We start from the raw sequence: 18,232 nt of genomic DNA on the forward strand, positions 1-18,232 counted from the left end.
TCACCACACCGCTACCATTTCAGTCTTCTGAACAGTGAGATTGCGAAACTCGGGCCTAAGGCCCTGTTCGGCGGCTTCTTGACCAACATGCTCAATGCTGCCATTGTGGGCGTCATCGTCGCCCCCATGGTTCTTTAACCCGCACCAAGGAGAGCCTCTCAGCACGAGGGGCTCTTTTGTTTGTTTTCTCCTAAAGCTGAAGCAATCGGTTCGCTGTTTCTTTGTCGATGACGACATGCGTCGCCAACTTCATGCGCAGCGCGGTATCGATGGCTGCCATCTTTTGAAGCCCACCGGCCACCATGAAGCGTTGCGGAATCGCCTTTAGTTCTGAAAGTGAAATGCCGATAGTGCGCGCATCTATAGCTGGCGAAGCCACCTCCCCATCGGCCGTGTAAAAACGCGAGCATGCATCACCAACGGCCTGGCGTTCAAGCACATGGATCTCCTCTTCACTGAGGTATCCAAGGTTCATCAACAGGCTATCGCGTGAGACAGCTCCCACAGTGAAAACCGCAAGATCAGCGTGGCGCCCTGCATTCAAAATTGAAGAAATGTGTCTATCTTTCTCGACGATTTCTTTTGCTTCCGCAGAGTCGAAAATAACCGGCAGAGGCAGACTTAGAGTCTCGGCTCCAAACGCCGCACTAATGCGCTTGAGCGTATCCATGTCATTCGTCACGCGGATAGAGTGCGAATGTCCGCCTTTGAGCTGTACAATCTCGACTCCAGCCACGCTTTTTGGCTGCATATGCCGCGCCACTGCGTGCATGGTATTCCCCCAGGAAATTCCCACGCTCATACCGTCATGGACAAGTTCATGGAGCATCTTGGCCCCGACGCGCCCCAAGCCCTCTGTAAGCGTGTCTTCATCACCACGAGGGCTAAAGACGAGACGAACATCCTCAAGCCCATAACGCTCCATTAGGCGTTGGCCTAGTTCATCGCCGTCCTCACGGGGATCATGGATTTCGACCGTGACGTATCCGCGGGTTTTGGCATGTTGCAAGAGCTTGGCAACGGTTGGCCGGGACAACCCCATCTCAGCGGCCACCTCGCTTTGGCTCAGCCCTCCGCGATAGTAAAGCTTGGCCACCTGCAGTGATTGTTCGTCACGTAGCTCCATGGTCGATTCCTCTCATCCACTCTGGTTTGAGCCGCAAAAATGGCCGAGCGACGCTTTCCAGCACCACCCAGCCATAAATCTACAGCCGGTTTAAGCGGACTCCTTCGCTTCGTCCGAGTAGACGAACTCCGGCTCGCCTTCGCCCTTCACGCAGGCTTCGGTGATGTGGACGCTGGCGATGTCCTCGCGGTCTGGGAGGTCATACATGATGGGCACGAGCAGCTCCTCCATGATGGCACGCAGGCCGCGGGCACCGGTCTTGCGCTCGAGCGCGAGCTCAGCGATCGCTTCCAGCGCTGCGTCGTCGAAGTGCAGCTCCGCACCATCCATGCTGAACAGGCGCTGGTATTGCTTGACCAGAGAGTTCTTCGGCTCCACGAGCACCTTAACTAGCGATTCGCGGTCCAGGTTATCCACCGTGGCAACCACCGGCAGGCGGCCGATGAACTCCGGGATAAGGCCGAATTTCACCAGGTCCTCCGGGCGCACCTGGGAGAAGAAGTCGACTGATTCCTTCTCATCCTTAGTTTCCAGCTTGGCGCCAAAGCCCACGCCCTTCTTGCCCACGCGCTCCGAAATCACCTTGTCCAAGCCCGCGAATGCACCGGCCACGATGAAGAGGATGTTCGTGGTATCCAGCTGGATGAACTCCTGATTCGGGTGCTTGCGCCCGCCCTGCGGTGGAATGGCCGCTACGGTTCCCTCAAGGATCTTCAACAGCGCCTGCTGCACGCCCTCACCGGACACATCGCGGGTAATCGAAGGGTTCTCCGACTTGCGGGAGATCTTGTCCACCTCATCGACATAGATGATGCCGTGCTGCGCGCGCTCCACATCAAAGTCCGCAGCCTGCAGCAGCTTGAGCAGGATGTTCTCCACGTCCTCGCCCACGTAGCCGGCCTCGGTCAGGCTCGTGGCATCCGCAATGGCAAAGGGGACGTCAAGCAGGCGCGCCAAGGTCTGCGCCAGGTAGGTCTTACCGGAGCCCGTCGGGCCCAGCATCAGGATGTTGGATTTGGCAATCTCCACCTCTTCATCCTGCGCCTTCTTCCGACGGCCCTCCAGGCCTGCGGCTTCCTCAGCCTTGATGCGCTTGTAGTGGTTGTACACAGCCACCGACAACACGCGCTTGGCCTGGTCCTGACCAATGACGTACTTATCCAGAAAAGCCGAAATCTCCGAAGGACGCGGAAGGCGCATTTCTTTCTCTTCGTCCGCCTCAGCCTGAGCTGCGCCGAGCTCCTCCTCGATGATTTCGTTGCAGAGCTCGATGCACTCGTCACAGATGTAGACACCGCCGCCGGCGATAAGCTTCTTCACCTGCTTCTGGCTCTTTCCGCAGAAGGAACACTTGAGCAGGTCAGCGCTTTCTTGCATACGTGCCATGAAGGCCTTTCAACTCTTTTCTCTGGGGTTGGGTGGAGCGATTTTACCGCAGTCTATTCCACTCTAGTAAACCACCCAGACTCGAGCGCTATTTCTCGCGTGGCGGCGCGCCACCTACACAGCGACCACAAATCACAGCACACCACAACCGGTAGCAGCCTAGGCTGGAGGGGCACACAGCCCCAACCGCTTAGGAGCAGTACATGTTTAATCTTCAGGACCACGTTGCCATCGTCACCGGCGGCGCCGCCGGAATCGGCCGCGGCATCGTCAGCGCTCTACGCGAAGCCGGCGCGACCGTCGTCATCGCTGACCTCAACCTCGAGGCCGCGCAGAAGACTGCCGAAGAACTCGGGGCGGACGCCCTGCTTGTCGACGTCACCTCGCGCGACTCCGTCCGCAACCTCTACAGGGACGTCGTCAAGCGCTATGGCCGCATCGACATCGTCTGTTCCAACGCCGGTGTCTTCCCCAACTGCCCGCTCGAGGACATGACCGACGAGCAGTGGGATACCATGTTCGCCATCAATACGCACGGCACGTTCACCGTGGTGCAGGAAGCACTGCCCTACATGAAGAAAGCGGGCTACGGGCGCATCGTCATCACGACGTCTATCACCGGCTCGCACACCGGTTACCCAGGCTGGGCGCACTACGGCGCTTCGAAGGCCGCACAACAAGGCTTCATGCGCTCCGCGGCACTGGAAGTTGCCCGTGATGGCATCACCATCAACGGTGTTCTGCCGGGCAACATCCTCACCGAGGGCTTGGAGGGCCAAGGTCAGGAGTACCTCGACCAGATGGCGCGCTCCATCCCCATGCACCGCCTGGGTTCCCCGCGCGATATCGGCAACGCCGCCGCCTTCTTGGTTTCCCGCGAGGCGGGCTACATTACCGGGCAGACCCTCATCATTGACGGTGGCCAGATCCTTCCCGAGTCCCCCGAGGCTATCCTGCCTCCTTATGAAGGCTAATCACGACTTAAGCCCCGCTATCTACTAGACAGCGGGGCTTTAGTCTTGCTCACTTAGGCATTGAGCTTGCGGTAATCAAAGACGGTATCGATGAGACCGTACTCGACAGCTTCCTGCGCGGTGAGGATCTTGTCGCGGTCGGTATCGATGCGCACCTGCTCTGCGGTGCGGCCGGTGTGCTCAGCCAGGGTCTCCTCCATGAGGCGGCGCATGCGCTCGATCTCGTTGGCCTCGATCTCCAGGTCCGAGACCTGGCCCTGCGTGCCCTGCGTACGCGGCTGGTGGATCAGCACGCGGGAGTTCGGCAGTGCGGCGCGCTTGCCCGGAGCACCGGCTGCCAGCAGAACGGCCGCTGCGGAGGCAGCCTGGCCCAGGCACACGGTCTGCACGTCGGGGCGAACGTAGCGCATGGTGTCATAGATGGCCATCAGCGCGGTAAACGAGCCGCCCGGGGAGTTGATGTACATCGTGATGTCGCGATCCGGATCCTGGGACTCCAGGACCAGCAGCTGCGCCATGATGTCGTTGGCGGAGGTGTCATCGACCTGGGTGCCCAGGAAGATAATGCGCTCTTCAAAGAGCTTGGAATACGGGTTGGTGGTCTTCGATCCCTGTGCGTTCTGCTCAATGAACTCCGGCAGAACGTAGCGGGAAGAAGGCATCTGAAGGTTAGACATAGTGATAAAACTCCTTGTTCCCTAGTTGGTGATAGGACCGTTGACGGACTCGATGACGTGGTCGACGATGCCGTATTCCTTGGCCTGCTGGGCGGTAAACCAGCGGTCGCGGTCCGAATCCTTAGTAATTTGCTCGAAGGTCTGGCCCGTGTGCTCAGCGATGAGCTCCGCCATCTCACGCTTGGTCTGCGCGAACTGCTCCGCCTGGATGGCAATGTCTGCAGCAGTACCGCCAACACCGGCAGAAGGCTGGTGCATCATAATGCGGGCGTGCGGCAGCGCGTAGCGCTTGCCCTTGGTGCCGCCTGACAGCAGGAACTGGCCCATCGAGGCAGCCAGGCCCATGCCATAGGTAGCCACGTCGCACGGCGAGTACTTCATCGTGTCGTAGATGGCCATGCCCGCGGTGACGGAGCCACCCGGGGAGTTGATGTAAAGCGAAATATCGCGAGTGGGGTCCTCTGCGGACAGCAGGAGGATCTGGGCGCACAGTTTGTTGGCAATCTCATCATCCACCTGGGTTCCCAGGAAAATAATGCGCTCGCGCAAAAGGCGCTCATAGACGCTATCACCCAGGTTCATACCCGTTGAGGATGAGTCCATGGAAATATTCTCAGACATTAGTGGTTCTCCTTGAAGTGAAGAATGCTTTAACTGGCCCCACCTTACCGGCATTCCTCTCAAACTTGGCCTCTGTTCGCTATAAGCGTTGGGGCACAGCGCCAAAGGCACATACGGAAGCTGGGTTAACATTTACTCATGTCTGTTTCCGAGCTGTCCACCAGTACCCAGAACTATTTGAAAGCTATCTGGGGGCTAAAAGAATGGTCATCCGAGCCCGTTACCGCCACACTTATAGCGAAACAGCTGGGACTCAAGCTCTCCTCGGTCTCCGATGCAGTGCGCAAAATGTCGAAGCAAGGGCTCGTGTCACACACGCCCTATGGCTCTGTGGAGTTAACCGAACTTGGCAGGCAGTACGCATTGGTCATGGTGCGCCGCCACCGATTGCTTGAGTCTTTTTTGGTTCAAGCATTGGACTACACCTGGGACGAAGTCCATAATGAAGCCGAAAATCTCGAACACGCGGTGTCCGACATGCTCATAGAACGTGTGGATAAGTTCCTTGATTACCCCACTAGGGATCCGCACGGCGATCCTATCCCTACGGTTGATGGACAGATCACAATCCCCAGTGCACACCGTCTCACCGACAGCGGTGCACAACCGCAAGTGACCGTGGAACGCATTTCTGATTCCGACCCAGAACTGCTGAAATTCCTTGAAGAGCGCGGCATTGCCACTGGGGCTGTTCTTAGCACGCGCGAGGGAGCGCCCTTTTCAGACTCTCTCGAAATACAGGTGGCCGGCAGCACTCAGTGGGTAGTGCTTGGACGCCCAGCTACCGACGCAGTGTTTGTAGCACACCACAGCCGTTAGACCTTCCCCTTTGCATTAATCCTACTCTCACCTGCCCTTTTCAAAACTACGTTGGGCCGTAGTTGCAACTACGCCATTGCGTAGTTAGTCTTTTCGAATATCACCTATCCCACTTATGGCTAAGGCCAGGATGAGCAGGATTGCTATGTCAGACTCACCAGATTTGGTGTATTTTTCTAGCGTTTCAGAAAACACAAAAAGATTCGTCGAACGCTTAGATAGACCCGCGGTGCGCATTCCGCTGCGCCCCAAGAAAACCGGGATGATCCAGGTTTCACACCCGTACGTACTCATCGTTCCCACCTACGGCGGAGGCTCGCTCAAACGCGCAGTCCCCAAACAGGTCATCGACTTCCTCAATGACCCAATCAACCGCTCCTTTATCCGGGGCGTTATTACCTCAGGGAATACCAACTTCGGAAGTGCTTACTGCGTCGCCGGACGCATCATTTCCGCCAAGTGCCACGTACCGGAGCTGTATCACTTCGAGCTTCTCGGCACCCAGAAGGACATTGCCGCCGTAAAGCAGGGCCTTCAAAAATTTTGGGAGCAGCAAAAGCAGCTAACGATGACACCCCATTAATCCCCCACAAGATGAAGAACACATCCGCATCACACAGATTGGACAACACAATGCGGCCTCTTGATGCCACCCCCACACAGACTATTGGCGCTACGCCCCGCACTGCTTCAGCAGACAATGCCGGCGGTGTCGGCAAGCGCAAAAGCTACCACGCACTCAACGCGCAGCTGAACTTGTTCGACGCTTTTGGAAAAATCCAGTTTGACAAGGACATTCAGGCAGCACAAGACTATGTCACGCACCATGTCGCTCCCCGCATGCATCAGTTCGATTCCACCAAGCAACGCTTGGAATGGTTGGTTGATAACGAGTACTACGAGCGGGATTTCCTTGAGCTTTATGATGACGCCTTTCTGTGCGCCATGTACGACAGAGCACACCAAGCTAAACACCAGTTCCGCACCTTCCTCGGCGCATTTAAGTTCTTTACTTCATATGCACTGAAAACCTTTGATGGCTCGCGATTTCTGGAAGGCTACGAAGAACGCGTCGCCACCACAGCTTTGTACCTTGCACAGGGCGATGAAGAGCTTGCGGGGAAGCTGGTGGATGACATCATGACCGGACGCTTCCAGCCCGCCACCCCTACTTTTCTCAACGCAGGAAAAGCCCAGCGTGGCGAAATGGTCTCCTGCTTCCTCCTTCGCATCGAAGACAATTTGGAAAGCATTGGCCGCAGCGTGAACTCTGCACTGCAGCTTTCAAAACGCGGCGGTGGTGTGGCCTTGTTACTGAGCAATCTGCGCGAATCCGGAGCCCCAATCAAAAAGATTGAGAACCAAGCTTCCGGCGTAGTCCCAGTCATGAAAATTCTGGAAGATAGCTTCAGCTATGCCAACCAATTGGGCGCTCGACAGGGCGCTGGAGCCGTCTACCTACATGCGCACCATCCAGATATTCTTCGTTTCCTGGATACCAAGCGGGAAAATGCCGATGAGAAAGTCCGCATTAAGACTCTTTCGCTGGGAGTTGTTATTCCAGATATAACCTTCCAGCTGGCCAAAGAGAACAAGGATATGCATCTTTTTAGCCCGTATGACATCGCTCGCGAGTACGGCGTAGCCATGTCTGACATGTCTATCACCGAGTATTACGACGAGCTGGTTTCCAATCCGCGAATTTCTCACACGACCATTAAGGCCCGCGAGTTTTTCACCACGCTGGCTGAGCTTCAGTTTGAATCCGGATACCCCTACATACTCTTTGAGGATACGGTCAACCGCGCTAATCCCCTCAAAGGACATATCAATATGTCCAACCTGTGTAGTGAAATCCTCCAGGTCAACACGCCATCCACCTACGGAGCTTCGGGTGACTACACCACCGTCGGCCAGGATATTTCCTGCAATCTAGGTTCGCTCAACATTGCGAAGGCTTTTGAATCACCGGACTTTGGGGAGACCGTCGAAACCGCAGTACGTGCCCTCACGAAGGTTTCAGACCTGACGAATATCGAAGCTGTTCCTTCCATCGCTCACGGAAATGCCTCCATGCATGCCATTGGTCTGGGCCAAATGAATCTCCACGGTTTCCTGGCTTCCAAGCGTATTCCTTATGGCTGCGCCGAGGCACTGGACTTTACAAATATCTATTTCCTCACGGTGACCTACCATGCGCTCCGCGCATCCCATGCACTCGCGGTTGAAAAAGGTCAACGATTCACAGGCTTCGAAGAATCCACCTATGCCACTGGCGCCTACTTTGACAAATACATCGACAAAGACTGGGTGCCAGCCACTGAACACGTAAAACAGCTCTTCCATGAAGCAGGCGTGCAGATTCCTCAACGCGAGGATTGGCTACGGCTCAAGAAACAAGTGATGCAAGACGGCATCTACAACGCCTACTTGCAGGCAGTTCCACCCACTGGATCAATTTCCTACATCAATGACTCCACCGCGTCCATACACCCGATTGCCTCCAAGATTGAAATACGCAAGGAAGGCCGCTTGGGGCGCGTGTACTACCCCGCGCCGGAAATGACCAACGACAACCTGGAGTATTTCGATGACTCCTACGCCGTGGGATACAAAAAAATCATCGACACCTACGCCATGGCCACCCAACACGTGGACCAAGGACTTTCCCTGACCTTGTTCTTTACCGCTGATACCACCACGCGGGACATCAACAAGGCACAAATCTATGCCTGGAAAGCCGGAATCAAGACCCTCTACTACATCCGTTTACGCCAATCCGCGCTCCAAGGAACCGAGGTCGAAGGCTGCGTCTCCTGTGCTTTGTAGGAGCACGGCCCTCCCCTTGTCTACAACCATTCACTCAGAAAGAAGGAAGCTATGTCTTCAACATCAAACAGTGCTGAACTAACCAGCATTTCAGTTACTCCGCCGAGCTACCGGCATGATCCTTCAGCCCGCATCCGCGCCATCAATTGGAACCGGGTGAGCGATGATAAGGATCTTGAAGTGTGGAACCGTCTCACCGCCAACTTTTGGTTGCCAGAGAAGGTCCCGCTTTCTAACGATCTCCCGGCGTGGCAGAAGATGACGCCCGAGGAACGCAACCTCACCATGCGGGTGTTCACGGGACTCACCACCCTGGATACTGTCCAGGCCACTGTGGGAGAAATCTGTCAGATTCAAGATGCCCGCACCGAACACGAGGAGGCCGTGTATACCAACATCGCCTTCATGCAGTCAGTCCATGCCCGTTCTTACTCTTCAGTGTTTTCTACCCTGAGCAGTACAAAGGAAATTGATGAAGCATACCGCTGGGCGGTGAATAACGACCTTCTCCAGGCACGCGCCAAGAAAGTGCTCGCGCACTATTTTGGGCCGGATCCACTCAAACGCAAGGTGTCATCGACGCTGCTTTCCTCGCTGCTTCTCTACGCGGGTTTCTATCTTCCCTTGCACTTTTCTGTCCACGCCACCCTGACAAATACGGCAGACATGATTCGCCTCATTCTGCGTGACAAGGCAGTGCACGGCTACTACTCGGGCTACAAGTATCAGCGCGGTTTGGAATCCACGACCCCGCTACGGCAGAAGGAAATGCATGATTTCACCATTTCTTTGCTCGAAGAGCTTTATGCACTAGAGCTGGACTATTCCGGCGAGCTATATGAGCCTTTGGGACTCATGGATGATGTAGCCGTGTTCGTTCGCTATAACGCCAATAAGGCACTCATGAATTTGGGCTACCCGGACTATTTCCCGCCCGAAGAAACGGAAGTGAACCCAGAAATCCTCGCGGCCCTAGCCCCCGGAGCAGATGAGAACCATGACTTCTTCTCCGGATCTGGTTCCTCCTATGTCATTGGTACTGCTGAAGAAACGAGTGATGATGACTGGGATTTCTAAACCTTTTCCGCGACCGGACCAAGGAAGCTGGCTTGAGACCATCGCGCTGTTTGAAGCCATCCGCGAAGGAAACCAACCCGCAGCCATGCGGCTGTTGAATACATCCGCCGCACGAGAGGCCGTCCTCGGGGGTCTTCTAGGGCTCATCGAACTGTACTTCCGCCATGAAGAAGGAGACAAAGTAGATGGCTTCCTCACCGCCGCCCACGCTGCCGGCCCACCACCGGCCTTTGGCTGCAAGCCTTTTCTCCCTTGACCACGTCTCCCTACACCCAACTAAGAAAGAAGGTTTACCATGACCACCCCACGTATCAGCGTTATCGTCGGCAGCCTGCGCCGAGAGTCATTTGCACGCAAGATTGCACACGAGGTGCTCACGATGATCCCTGAAGACTACGAGGCAAACATCGTGGAAATCCGTGACTTGCCGCTCTATGACTTCGACTACGATGACCCCGCCGTCACGGACAAGCCCACTCCGGCTGAGTACACCACCTTTCGCGAGACCATCAAGAACTCGAGCGGGATCCTCTTCATTACGCCAGAGAACAACCGCACTATCCCTGCCTGCCTCAAGAACGCAGTGGACATCGGCTCTAAGCCCAACTCAGATGTGGCGTGGAAGAACCTTCCCGCAGGTATCATTAGCCACTCTGTAGGCCGCATGGGCGGCTACAGTTCACAGAAGAACCTTCGCCTCGCCCTGTCCTACTTCGATATGCCGCTCCCTGGTCAGCCCGAAGTATTTCTGGGCCAATCCCCCACCCTTTTCGAAGAGTCCGGACATCTCAATCAACGTACCGCAGACTTTGTCAAGGATTACGTCATGCGCTTCCTGCAGCTAACCGACGAGGCCGGTAGAGCCACGAACGGCTAGCGATATCCCTAGCCAACACCCATCACGCCCTCTACGAAGTACTCAAAGACTCCTAGAGGGCGTTCACAATGACAAAACCCCGGATTCAGGCTCATCCTTGAGTTACCTGAATCCGGGGTTTCATGCGCGCTCGCCACCACACATGTGGCAGCAGCGCGTTACAAGCGGGAGATTACTTCTCCTCGGAAGCTTCAGCAGCGTCCTCTTCTTCGATCTCACCGAAGTACTGGTCAACATCAACCTTGTTGCCGGCCTCGTCGGTGACCTCGGCGCGGCAGATAGCCGTAGCCAGGGCCTTGCCGCGGCGAACGTCGGAGAACAGGTTACCCAGCTGGTTGCTGGACTGCAGCTGCTGGATGAACTGGTTCGGGTCCATGCCGTAGGACTGAGCGGTGAACAGGATGTGGTCGGTCAGCTCCTGCTGAGACACCTCCGGCTCCTCAACCTCAGCCAGTGCGTCCAGGAAGAGCTGGGTGCGGACAGATTCCTCAGCGGACTTGCGAGCATCAGCGTCGAACTCCTCGCGGGTCGTTCCCTGTGCCTCAAGCAGCTGGGCCAGCGCCTTCTCGTCGTGAGCCATCTGACCCAGGATCTGATGCAGCTGAGCGTGAACCTGCTCATCAACGATGGAGGACGGCAGCTCGAAGGAAACCTCTGCCAGAGCGGCCTTCAGGACCTCATCGCGGATAGCGGCAGCCTGCTCAGACTTCTTGGTCTCCTCGACGCGGGTCTTGGTGTCCTCGCGCAGCTCGTCGATGGTGTCAAACTCGGAGGCCATCTGTGCGAACTCGTCGTCGAGATCCGGCAGCTTGCGCTCCTTGGTCTGCTGGACGTGGACCTTCACGGTGGCCTCTTCGCCCTCGTGCTCACCGGACTGGATGGTGGTGGTGAACTCGTTGTCTTCGTCGGTCTTCATGCCGCGCAGTGCGGTGTCGAGGCCCTTAATCAGGTTGTCGTCACCGATGCGGTAGGTCATCCCCTCGTGGGAAGCCTCCTCCAGCTTGGTGCCATCAACCTCGGTAGTGATGTCGATGACAGCGAAGTCACCGGTCTTCATCTTGCGCTTGGTGTCCTTGAGCTCACCGAAGCGGGAAGCCAGGTCCTCGAGGGCCTTGTCGACGTCTTCATCGCCAATCTCGAGCGCCGGCACCTTGACGGAAATCTTGGAGAAGTCCGGCACCTCGAACTCGGGGCGGATATCTACCTCAGCGGTGAACTCGACGAAGTCGTTGTCCTCCAGCTTGGCAATGTCGATCTCCGGCTGACCAATGACCTTGAGATCGTTTTCGGTAACAGCCTGCTCGTAGCGGGACGGCAGCATGTCGTTGACGACCTGCTCGAGGATGGGGCCACGACCAAAGCGGGCGTCGATAAGCTGGCGCGGAGCCTTGCCCTTACGGAAACCCGGGATGGAAACCTGCTGCGCGATCGCCGCGTAGGCCTGATCGATTTCCTTGTCCAGCTCAGCGAACGGAACGTTGACGGTGAGCTTGACGCGGGTATCGCTCAGCTTGTCTACGGTGGTCTTCACGAGAAACTCTCCTGATTGTGATCGTTCAAAGATGAAATTAGGGGGCCTGGATGAGTGTCCAGGCCCCCATACGTCGGGGCGACAGGATTTGAACCTGCGACCCCCTGCTCCCAAAGCAGGTGCGCTACCAAGCTGCGCCACGCCCCGTATGGAAAGCCTCTGCGCCCGGAAGTTCCGCACGCAGCTGCGCTTCATACTGGGGCTAGTGTACCGATAGCCGCTTGACTATCCCAACACCGGCCCCAATTAAACTTTGTTTCCCCACGTCAGAGGCAATTTTCGCTTTAGAAGTCGAAGTCGAAATCAAACATTCCGCCATCGCCCCCGTCGCCACCAAAGAGGCCGTCGAAGAAACCGCCATCGTCTTCTCCTCCGACATCGCCAGCGCCCATATCACCGGCTCCGTCCATGGCACCGCCGTCCATGCCTTCAGCGCCGCCGAGGTCTCCACCCCAGTCGCCGCTTTCAGCCGCCGCGGCGGAGTAGCCCACTCCCGCCATGCCGGCAAACATCGCGTTAAACATCATGGAGTAGCCCACCATCCACACGCCGGTGGTCAGCGCATCGGCCCACCACGGGCGGGAATACCAACCGGCCGGGACCGGGCGTCCAGCCACGACACCGCCCGGGTAGTAGTTGGGGGTTTCTGCAGATGCGCTTGGCGACGCCGTCAGCGTCTCCCCGTTGGCCTCCACCGTGCGGGTCTCCGTCACCTTGCCGGCCTGGCGCTGACCTTCCAGCGGCGGCAGCTCAGGACCCGGGTCCATGCCCATAATCTCGCGGGCGGCCGCAACATAGTAAAGACCCTCCAGCGCAGATTCGCGCGCTAGGTGCGCTTGCTTGACCGTCGTGGCCTGGGAAATCGCGGAGTTGGCGGCGGTAAAACGCTCGGATGCATCCGCCATGGCCTGCTGGGAGGCGGTGTCCGTTCCGCTTAAGTTCATGACCTGGCCACCAAGGCGCTCGGTCCAGCGGCGCGCATCCGCCATCGCATCATCGAAGCGCTGGGATTCCCGCAGCTCCTGCTGCTTTTTCCCGCTTCTCGAGGAGAGGAACCATGCGCCGCCGCCGACAATGAGGACAAGGAGCAATAACGAGCTCACGAAAGCACCACTTTCATCTAAGAGTCGAATTGTGCGTAGTTATGATTGTGTACCTATCCAAAATAACGATCTTTGCCCTCTTCTAGTTCCCATTTTCGTTTCAGCACCCACGTGCGCTAAAGTAGTTCGCACGCCGATTCAACGGCTTTCAAAGTCGAAGCTTTGAAAGTTTGAGATCGTCGGTTGTGGGAATGTCGTATAGTGGCTAATACCTCAGCCTTCCAAGCTGAAGACGCGGGTTCGATTCCCGTCATTCCCTCCACGAAAAGCTGCATTGACCACCTATTTTAGGTAGCCGGTGCGGCTTCAGTCGTTTTTCACATTCGTTAGCGCCCATGGCTTGTTTTGCCGCCGCATCATGCCTGGCCATGCATCTTTTCTGTCAGAATGCGCCGCCCCTACGTAGAGTGGGCCGCATGACTGTACCCATTATTGAACTCAACGACGGCAACACCATCCCCCAGCTCGGCTACGGTGTCTTCAAGGTAGAACCCGACAAGACCGAGGAACTGGTCCTCGAAGCCCTCAAGGTGGGCTACCGCCACATCGACACCGCTGCCATCTACGGCAACGAGGAAGGTGTGGGCCGCGCGATTGCCAAGTCCGGCATCCCCCGCGAGGAGCTGTTCATCACCACGAAGCTGTGGAACGACCGCCAGACTGATGCGGCCGCAGCTCTCGACGAGTCTTTGGAGAAGCTAGGTCTCGATTACGTGGACCTCTACCTCATCCACTGGCCCTGCCCAGATAACGGCCACTACGTCGAGGCATGGAAGCAGCTCATTGAACTAAAGAAGGCCGGCAAGGCCAAGTCCATCGGTGTTTCCAACTTCGAACTCGAGCACCTGGACCAGCTAGAAACCCAGACTGATGAGACCCCCGTGGTCAACCAGGTGGAGCTGCACCCCTACCTACAGCGCTGGCGTGAGCTCGATGCCTTCCGCGCCCACCAGGTGCACATCGAAGCCTGGGGCCCACTAGGCCAGGGTAAGACGGACCTTTTCGAGCAGCCGGAAATCACCGAGCCTGCCGAAAAGTATGGCGTCTCCCCCGCCCAGGTGATCATCCGCTGGCACCTGCAAAATGGCGTCATCGTGTTCCCGAAGTCCGAAAACCCGGAGCGCATCGCGCAGAACTTCGATGTATTCGGCTTCGAACTCGATGAATCCGAGATGGCTGCGATTACTGATCTTGACCTCGGGGAAGAGGGCCGCGGCGGCACTCACCCCAAGGACATGAACTAGGCCTCCGGAAGCTCCGGCGGAATGTTGGTGCGCTCGTACTCAGCAAGAATGTCGATGCGGCGCTGGTGGCGCTCAGCACGGGACCATTCCTGATCCAGGAAGGCATCCACGATCGCGAGTGCCTCCTCCTCGGAGTGCATGCGGCCACCGATACCGATGAGCTGGGCGTTGTTGTGCTCGCGGGCCAGGCGTGCGGTCTCCGGGGACCACGCCAGGGCGCAGCGCGCGCCCTTCACCTTATTCGCGGCGATCTGCTCGCCGTTGCCGGAACCGCCCAGTACGATGCCGAGCGAGCCCGGATCGTTGACGGTTCGCAGCGCGGCCTCAATGCAAAATGCCGGGTAGTCATCCTCGGCGTCGTACTCGTGGGCACCGCAGTCAATGACGTCGTGGCCCTGCTTCTTCAGGTGCTCGGCGATGATGTTTTTCATCTCGAACCCTGCGTGGTCTGCTCCTAAATAAACGCGCATGGCCCACATCCTACCGGCCTGTGGGCCATCCCACGCACTAAACCTGCGGGGATTCGGTGCGGGAGCGCTTGAGTTCGAAGAAGTACGGGAACTTGGCGAGGCGCACGGAGGCGTCGAAAAGCTCGCCGGCTTCCTCGCCGGTGGGAACGCGGGTAATGACCGGGCCGAAGAAAGCGGTATCGCCGAACTTCACCACCGGGGTGCCGACCTCATCGCCAACCTCAGAGATGCCGCGGTTGTGGAACTCGGTGAGCTTCTCATCCATCTCTTCGGTGTTGGCCACGGAGGCGAAGGTGGAGGGGAGGGAGACGTCGTCAAGCGCCTGCTTGATGATGTCGTCGTAGGCGCCGTAACCCTTCTTGCCGCCCTGGCCCTCCGCGTGGATGCGGGTGCCCATGGCGGTGTAGAAGGCGTCGACCTTGTCCGGGGCCTCCACGGCAATCTTGGCTGCTACGCGGGCAGGGCCCCAGTTGGCCTCCATCATCTTCATGTACTCCGGGTCCAAGTCGCGGCCCTTGTTGAGCACCGAGAGGGACATCGGCTGGAAGGTCACCTCGATATCGCGGACCTTCTCCACCTCTTTAATCCAGCGCGAGGTCAGCCATGCGAAGGGGCAGGAGCAGTCGAACCAGAAGGTTACTTGTTGGGCCACAGTAAATCTCCTTTGCTTGTGTAGTCTGTGGCACCCCACCCTAGGCGTGTGACTACGCTGGTGCAGAGACTTAATCACCGACGAAGAGGAGTAACCTACATGACCTCGATTAACCTCACCCGCGAGGAAGCCCAACAGCGCTCCGGCATGCTGGAGGTAAGCCACTATGACGTTGCCCTCGACCTCACCGGGGAGGAGTTTTTCACCTCCACCACGGTGGTGACGTTCCGCGTGAAGGAAGCTGGCTCGACATTTATTGATCTGCGCGGTGACGAGCTTCTCGAGGTCCGCCTCAACGGCGCTCCCCTGCCCACCAGTGCTTATGACCCGACCTACGGCATCCCCCTGTCGGGTCTGCAGGTGGCGGAGTATGAGCTGAAGGTCGTGGCGAAAATCCGCTATTCGCGCACCGGCGAGGGCCTGCACCGCTTCGTTGACCCGGTCGACGGTGAAGCTTACCTCTACACCCAGTTCGAGACTGCCGACGCCAAGCGCGTCTTCGCCTGCTTTGACCAGCCGGATCTGAAGGCTACGTACTCGCTGGCTTTTGAGGTCCCAGAGCACTGGACGGTGATTACCAACTCCCCCATCAGGCGTTCAGGCAACACCGTGCGCGCGGCGGTGGATTACCCGCTGTCGACGTACCTGATTGCTCTGTGTGCGGGCCCGTATGTGGGCGTGACGGATACGTGGACGGGCACGCTGGCGGAGCACCCGGAGGGCTCGCCTGCTAAAACCGTTGAGGTGCCGTTGGGTATTTATTGCCGCCCCTCGCTGCTGGATTCGCTCGACGCCGAGCGCCTGTTCACGGAGACCAAGCAGGGTTTTGATTTCTACCACCGCAACTTCGGCTTTGCCTACCCCTTTGGCAAGTACGACCAGATTTTCGTTCCGGAGTTCAACGCCGGCGCAATGGAGAACGCCGGCTGCGTGACCATCCGCGACGAGTATGTTTTTACGTCGCAAGCCTCGCACTACAAGTACGAGCGCCGCGCGGACACCATTCTGCACGAGCTGGCGCACATGTGGTTCGGTGACCTCGTGACCATGCAGTGGTGGGATGACCTGTGGCTCAACGAGTCCTTCGCCACCTGGTCGGCGGCGATTTCCCAAGCAGAAGAGACCCAGTACGACACCGCGTGGGTGACCTTTGCCAACGTGGAGAAAGCCTGGGCCTACCAGCAGGACCAGCTGCCCACGACGCACCCGATTTCCACGGATGCCTCCGATATTGAGACTGTGGAGCAGAACTTCGACGGCATCACCTACGCCAAGGGGGCGTCGGTGCTGAAGCAGTTGCAGGCGTACGTGGGCCGCGAGAATTTCTTCGCTGGCGTGCGCCGCCACTTCCAGGAGCACCAGTGGGCCAACGCTACTTTCGGGGATTTGCTGCGCCACCTCGAGGAGGCCTCGGGGCGCGACCTGTCCTTCTGGGCACAGCAGTGGCTGAAGACCACGGGAGTGAACACTCTGGGTGTGGCGTTGGAGACGGACGAGTCCGGCACCATCACACAGGCCTATCTCACCCAACGTGGCGATACTCTGCGCACCCACCGCGTCGCCGTCGGCGTCTACGCCCTGCAAGGAGAGAAGGTGGTGCGCACCGAGCGCATCGAGATGGATATCGATGGCGCCTTTACCGAGATTCCGGAACTCATTGGCCGCAAGCAGGCGGACATCGACTTTGTGCTGCCTAACGACGATGACCTGACCTACTGCCTCATCGAGCTGGACGCCGGTTCCTTGCAGTTCCTATTGGAGAATGTCGACAAGTTCGAAGACCCCATGGCCCGCACTTTGTGCTGGTCCACCGCCTGGGAGATGACCCGGGCAGGTACCATGCGCGCCCGCGATTTCGTGGCGCTTGTCGCCCGCGGCGCGGCGGCGGAGACCGAGCTCGCCGTGCTGGAGCGCATCCTCTCCCAGGCCGCAACGGCCCAGTCCACCTATGCGGACCCCGAGTGGGCAAAGGAGGATACGCAGCTTGCCGACGCCCTCCTTGACGGCGCCCGCTCCGATAACGCCGAGCGCTCCATCGTCTTCACCCAGGCGCTGGCTGGCATCAAGCTTCACGACGCCTCCCGCACCTTCTTCCAAGAGCTCCTTCAGACTTCCTCGGATGCGGGCCTGCGCTGGAAGGTGCTCACCGCGCTTATCGCCGATGGCTCGCTTGCCGACGTCACCGGCCCCGAGGCCGCCGGCGCCGCCATGACGGCGGTGGCGGAGGAACTCAAACGCGATAACACCGCGACGGGCTACCAGGCCTCGCTTAAGGCGTTGGCTGCCGTAAACACCGAGGACAACAAGCGCGCGGTGTGGGACGAGATTGTCGCCGGTGAGCTGGGCAACCGCGACTTGGAGTCGAAGCTGGCGGGCCTGACGTTCGTAGGCGCCGACGAGCTCCTGCCGAGTGCAGAGTTCTTCGACGTGGCGGAAAAGATCTGGTCCGCGCAGTCCAACGAGATTGCCTTGACCACGGTGACCGGCTTGTTCCCGCGCTGGGATGTCAGCCAGGAGACCCTCGACCGCGCCGACGAGTTCCTCTCCCGCGACCTGGCCGGTGGCCTGCGCCGCGCCGTGACCGAGCAGCGTGACCGCCTCGCCCGCGCCCTGCGCAACCGCGCCGTCGACCGCGGTTAGCACACGCATCTAGCCCCTCCCCTGAGGGGCTTTTCTCATGCCAGTTCCGAGCCCGTGTTTGGCGCTTATCCCGACCTGTGATCCACAATCTCCCCACTACACGTGACGCATCCCTTCTAAGCAGGGATTTTGTTCCTCCGGTTGCGAGGCTGCGGGTGCTGCTTTAATCTTCGTGCCCATGGGGGATATCGAAACCTACCTCCGCC

Annotated in this window: 17 protein-coding genes and 2 tRNA genes; 10 read left to right on the forward strand and 9 right to left on the reverse strand. The window is 58.2% G+C overall.

Annotation, left to right across the window (positions count from 1 at the left end; translation table 11 throughout):
- Nucleotides 1-190: 190 nt before the first annotated feature.
- Nucleotides 191-1,126, reverse strand: coding sequence for a sugar-binding transcriptional regulator (locus tag HMPREF2932_RS07545; RefSeq protein WP_049154338.1), 936 nt, complete (start codon nt 1,124-1,126; stop codon nt 191-193).
- A 90-nt stretch (nt 1,127-1,216) separates the two neighbouring features.
- Nucleotides 1,217-2,512: an ATP-dependent Clp protease ATP-binding subunit ClpX gene (clpX, locus tag HMPREF2932_RS07550; RefSeq protein ID WP_071409934.1), complete on the reverse strand. Its 1,296-nt coding sequence runs from the start codon at nt 2,510-2,512 to the stop codon at nt 1,217-1,219.
- A gap of 203 nt (nt 2,513-2,715) precedes the next feature.
- On the opposite strand from clpX, the gene fabG reads away from it, so the two are divergent.
- Complete coding sequence (gene fabG / locus HMPREF2932_RS07555; RefSeq protein ID WP_071409935.1) at nt 2,716-3,486, forward strand: 3-oxoacyl-ACP reductase FabG; 771 nt, start codon at nt 2,716-2,718, stop codon at nt 3,484-3,486.
- A gap of 53 nt (nt 3,487-3,539) precedes the next feature.
- On the opposite strand, the gene HMPREF2932_RS07560 is transcribed toward fabG, so the two are convergent.
- The gene (locus HMPREF2932_RS07560) at nt 3,540-4,163 is read right to left on the reverse strand and encodes an ATP-dependent Clp protease proteolytic subunit (RefSeq protein ID WP_070447792.1); all 624 of its coding nucleotides are present in this window, start codon (nt 4,161-4,163) and stop codon (nt 3,540-3,542) included.
- 21 nt (nt 4,164-4,184) lie between these two features.
- Nucleotides 4,185-4,784, reverse strand: coding sequence for an ATP-dependent Clp protease proteolytic subunit (locus tag HMPREF2932_RS07565; protein WP_070517922.1), 600 nt, complete (start codon nt 4,782-4,784; stop codon nt 4,185-4,187).
- A 138-nt stretch (nt 4,785-4,922) separates the two neighbouring features.
- On the opposite strand from HMPREF2932_RS07565, the gene HMPREF2932_RS13960 reads away from it, so the two are divergent.
- From HMPREF2932_RS13960 to HMPREF2932_RS07595, 6 genes are all read left to right on the forward strand, one after another.
- Nucleotides 4,923-5,603, forward strand: coding sequence for a metal-dependent transcriptional regulator (locus HMPREF2932_RS13960; RefSeq protein ID WP_071409936.1), 681 nt, complete (start codon nt 4,923-4,925; stop codon nt 5,601-5,603).
- A gap of 145 nt (nt 5,604-5,748) precedes the next feature.
- Complete coding sequence (nrdI, locus tag HMPREF2932_RS07575; RefSeq protein WP_012715214.1) at nt 5,749-6,186, forward strand: class Ib ribonucleoside-diphosphate reductase assembly flavoprotein NrdI; 438 nt, start codon at nt 5,749-5,751, stop codon at nt 6,184-6,186.
- Between the two features lie 50 nt (nt 6,187-6,236).
- Nucleotides 6,237-8,432, forward strand: coding sequence for a class 1b ribonucleoside-diphosphate reductase subunit alpha (gene nrdE / locus HMPREF2932_RS07580; protein ID WP_070546357.1), 2,196 nt, complete (start codon nt 6,237-6,239; stop codon nt 8,430-8,432).
- 51 nt (nt 8,433-8,483) lie between these two features.
- Nucleotides 8,484-9,509 (forward strand): class 1b ribonucleoside-diphosphate reductase subunit beta, encoded by a 1,026-nt coding sequence (nrdF, locus tag HMPREF2932_RS07585; protein WP_023020918.1) that lies wholly within the window; start codon nt 8,484-8,486, stop codon nt 9,507-9,509.
- Complete coding sequence (locus HMPREF2932_RS07590; RefSeq protein ID WP_034655492.1) at nt 9,493-9,765, forward strand: hypothetical protein; 273 nt, start codon at nt 9,493-9,495, stop codon at nt 9,763-9,765. Before nrdF ends, HMPREF2932_RS07590 begins: the two co-directional genes overlap by 17 nt.
- Before the next feature lie 39 nt (nt 9,766-9,804).
- Nucleotides 9,805-10,386: an NADPH-dependent FMN reductase gene (locus HMPREF2932_RS07595; RefSeq protein ID WP_049154325.1), complete on the forward strand. Its 582-nt coding sequence runs from the start codon at nt 9,805-9,807 to the stop codon at nt 10,384-10,386.
- Between the two features lie 172 nt (nt 10,387-10,558).
- Here HMPREF2932_RS07595 and tig read toward each other — a convergent pair whose 3' ends face one another.
- The 3 genes from tig to HMPREF2932_RS07610 all read right to left on the reverse strand — a co-directional run bounded on the left by tig (nt 10,559) and on the right by HMPREF2932_RS07610 (nt 13,020).
- Nucleotides 10,559-11,917, reverse strand: a complete 1,359-nt coding sequence (gene tig, locus HMPREF2932_RS07600) for a trigger factor (RefSeq protein ID WP_071409937.1) — start codon at nt 11,915-11,917, stop codon at nt 10,559-10,561.
- A 73-nt stretch (nt 11,918-11,990) separates the two neighbouring features.
- Nucleotides 11,991-12,064, reverse strand: a tRNA-Pro gene (locus HMPREF2932_RS07605).
- A gap of 137 nt (nt 12,065-12,201) precedes the next feature.
- On the reverse strand, nt 12,202-13,020 hold the full coding sequence (locus HMPREF2932_RS07610; RefSeq protein ID WP_071409938.1) for a hypothetical protein: 819 nt from the start codon (nt 13,018-13,020) through the stop codon (nt 12,202-12,204).
- A 187-nt stretch (nt 13,021-13,207) separates the two neighbouring features.
- On the opposite strand from HMPREF2932_RS07610, the gene HMPREF2932_RS07615 reads away from it, so the two are divergent.
- Together HMPREF2932_RS07615 and HMPREF2932_RS07620 are read left to right on the forward strand one after the other, a co-directional pair.
- A tRNA-Gly gene (locus HMPREF2932_RS07615) sits at nt 13,208-13,282 on the forward strand.
- Between the two features lie 154 nt (nt 13,283-13,436).
- Nucleotides 13,437-14,264, forward strand: coding sequence for an aldo/keto reductase (locus tag HMPREF2932_RS07620; protein WP_070680848.1), 828 nt, complete (start codon nt 13,437-13,439; stop codon nt 14,262-14,264).
- Here the strand turns inward: HMPREF2932_RS07620 and HMPREF2932_RS07625 are convergent.
- Both HMPREF2932_RS07625 and HMPREF2932_RS07630 read right to left on the reverse strand, forming a co-directional pair.
- Nucleotides 14,261-14,734: a ribose-5-phosphate isomerase gene (locus HMPREF2932_RS07625; protein WP_046647313.1), complete on the reverse strand. Its 474-nt coding sequence runs from the start codon at nt 14,732-14,734 to the stop codon at nt 14,261-14,263. The genes HMPREF2932_RS07620 and HMPREF2932_RS07625 overlap by 4 nt on opposite strands.
- 37 nt (nt 14,735-14,771) lie before the next feature.
- Complete coding sequence (locus HMPREF2932_RS07630) at nt 14,772-15,386, reverse strand: mycothiol-dependent nitroreductase Rv2466c family protein (RefSeq protein ID WP_071409939.1); 615 nt, start codon at nt 15,384-15,386, stop codon at nt 14,772-14,774.
- 99 nt (nt 15,387-15,485) lie between these two features.
- On the opposite strand from HMPREF2932_RS07630, the gene pepN reads away from it, so the two are divergent.
- A complete protein-coding gene (gene pepN, locus HMPREF2932_RS07635) occupies nt 15,486-18,026 on the forward strand; it encodes an aminopeptidase N (protein WP_071409940.1) in 2,541 nt (846 codons plus the stop codon).
- Nucleotides 18,027-18,232: the final 206 nt, after the last annotated feature.

Origin of the sequence: Corynebacterium sp. HMSC074H12 (genome assembly GCF_001813755.1) — a bacterium.
GTDB lineage: Bacteria > Actinomycetota > Actinomycetes > Mycobacteriales > Mycobacteriaceae > Corynebacterium > Corynebacterium hiratae.